General features: G+C 49.6%; 1 protein-coding gene. It reads right to left on the bottom strand.

The window, feature by feature from the left end; all coding sequences use genetic code 11:
* On the bottom strand, positions 1-3,010 hold a 3,010-nt coding region (locus GX659_08230; protein ID NLD28762.1), incomplete at its 3' end, for a S8 family serine peptidase.
* Between the last annotated feature and the right edge of the window lie 94 nt (positions 3,011-3,104).

Genomic DNA, 3,104 nt, shown 5'->3' with positions numbered 1-3,104 from the left:
GCAACTGCTGCATTTTTATTATCGACTTCACCTGCGAGTATTGCCTTCCTCCGGCGTGGGAGATCCCCGGCAGGGATGTTATCCCTTCATCATAGCCAAGCTCTACATATCTCATCCCGTCCGGGGCAAGCTGATCCAGAAAATTGGGTGAATAATGTGAAAAATATTGATCATGATAATACGCTATGCGCCATTCGTCGGGGCACATCACTGCCCTGTCCCTTACGCCATTTCCGTCAAAATCAGCAAGTACGGGCAAACATTCGGGGCCCCCAAATTCTCCATTTGGCGCTACGTCGAAAATTTCAAAGTTTGAACAGTAGTATCCTTCTATGGCGCTTTTTATCGCACAGTTGGAAAAATTCCAACTGCCGCCGGAATCCTTGATACCATGCCTATCTGAATATCTGCCTGCACCCCAATAATTACCCTCTATTAATAAAACATCGCTTCCTCCAAAAACAGGGGGAGTGATACTCATCAGGTTCTCCACAACCCCTGATGCTATATCCGCAACTAGAAGCATAGCCACAGAACCATCAAAACCTATACTATCCGGATGTTTAATCGTCAAGTTGTATGGACTTTGGACAGTCCCTCCAATAACCGACGTCGCCGTCAAATACGCCCAGCCAGGCGCAAGCTCGAGCTGCTCCGGAAGAAGATATCTAAGCTCGCTGTCGTAACTGCCGTACCCTTCACCTGCCCCGGTTGCGTAATCGATTCGCCAATACCCGTCCGAACATGCGATGCCTATATCGATGTGACCATCACCGTTGTAGTCAGCAAGATGCGGCCGGCTGTAGCGGGTGTCGGGGATCTCGTCATCCGTACCAAACGGATCCATAGTGCGATCATCATGCCACTGCGCGGAATAATCCAAAACAAGATCCCAGTTCTCAGGATTCTGTTCGATTACACCATCCTCGATCATCGCCAGATCGGTGTAGTAAATATACCACTTCCCAACCTCGCGCGCGTAGATGACAAGATCCGCTCGGCCATCTTTGTTTATATCCTCGACGTGAGAGACCGCCCACCTGCCGGGAACAGGATCGTATTCCAGCTCGAGATCCCATGCGCCGAAGTTATCCTCACCGCTGTCATGCGCATACTCCCCATTCACCATAGAGGAAAAATCGATCTTCAAAGTGCCGTTTGTCCACTGAACAAGATCAGCACGCCCATCCCCGTCAAAATCCAGATTCTTCGCACGGTAATTGTCCGCGGGCCAGAATTCGCTCTCACCCCTCGCAGGACATGCTGGGTCATCTAGACCAACCAACTGATGTTTCTTAACATCGACCTTACCGCAGATGATCCCAACTCCTGCGGCGCGGAGATCTATCATCTCCTCTTCAGTAAGCTTATCTCCATCCCAGTCAGGATCTATCTTCGGATAGCTCGATTTAATCTGATTCCAGTATGAATCGAATGCTGCGAAGGCCGAAGGAACATCCGGCTGCCTGCCTATATTCCCGCCGCTGCCGGCCTGCGGATGACCTGAACTATAAAGAAGATTCTTTATGGCAGAAGGCATCAGATAACGAGTCTCGGGCTCGCCCATCTCGCGCTTAGCATAACTCTGCAAAAGCGCCGCCGCGCCTCCGACAATTGCCGTGGCAGATGAAGTGCCTCCAAAGCTGTTCATAAAATATGCGTGCGGATCACTATTAGGTGGTGTAGGCCAGCCGGAGATCGGAAACCATTCGTAAGGATTGCCAGGATAACCATATCCGGCGGTAACCACGCTGCAGCCCCAAGCAAACAGATCCACTGGAGTTCCGTAGTTGGATTCATTCAGCAGCGTGTGAGCTCCACCATTCTGACATCCATCGACGTAAACCGGCGGCCAACCAACACCCTGGCTGGCACCTACAAGGATTGATCCTGAATCATTTTGGGAAAGATCAACAATTTGATCACTTGGCAACAATGATTCATAGTCCGAAGGAACATCCAAATTCTTCGAGCCATTTGCAGCACCAGATATCACCGTAATTCCGGCTGCTGTGGCCTGCTGAATCGCAGTAAAATCAAACAGAGAAACCTCCATCGGAAGACAGGCCGCCTGACTATTACAAGCCCTACCTATTTCAATGAGAAAAATTGTCCCAGGAGGCATCTCATAGTTAGAAGGATCTCCATCAGTTAATGCCGCAAGAAAATAAGAAATCGAACTACTGCCCGCATTAAACTTTAGGTCGGGAGCTATACCCTTCACACCAATGGAAGTTTCTTGATGTTTTCCCGTTATCACTCCGGCAACCGCTGTGCCGTGATTCATAATAGAACGACAAACAGAGCTGGTGCTTTCGGGATTATCGCACAAACCATTAGTCACAAAAATACTGCTATCATAAGTAACATCGAGATGTGCAAAGTCCCAATCCTGCTCTCCATCCACCAATATCACATCCTGCCCAGTTATCCCCTGCTGCCACGCGTACTCCGCATCGACACCGCCGTGCCGGGAATAAGACTTGAGATACCCCTGAACCCCGCTCAGATCGGGGGTGGTCTCAAGCCCAAGGGGCTGAGGAACATCCTTAGCAACCGCAATAGTCGTAAGCCCAAGAGGTTGAGGAATCTCCTCCGCGTACACGAGCTCCACACCGCGGCGATTCTTTAAATTGCGGTAGGCGTCGATAGCCTTTCTTGGATCTTTTACCTCCAAAAAATAATACTTGCTCAAATCGGGAAGCTCGCGCCTCGAAAGCCGTTCCAGCTCATCTTTCCGCTCGTAATAACGATTGAGATCTTCACCGATCGCGCGGCTATAGGATAACCCCTCCGAAGAAAAATGATTCAGAACCGAGATGTCTCGATCCTCCAGGCGAATTACGAGCTTGCCGGCGTAATACTCCGAAAGTATCAATCGTTCTACGCTATCTTGAGGCTCTATATCGGCAATATCCGGATCGGGAGCTACGTCCGAGATTGCACCCCCACAGCCAAATCCATAAAAACCGCACAGCAAAAGCGCTAAAAGAAAGATCCTGAATCTCATTAAAACCTCCAAAAAACAGGCCACAAAAGCGCAGGACGGGTAATTTTCTACGCCATAAGCAACCGGAATTCAAGCCATTAGTTGCGTAATGGTT

This window comes from Myxococcales bacterium (assembly GCA_012513515.1).
Classification (GTDB): domain Bacteria; phylum UBA10199; class UBA10199; order 2-02-FULL-44-16; family JAAZCA01; genus JAAZCA01.
This window is presented reverse-complemented; position numbering and strand designations above follow the sequence as displayed.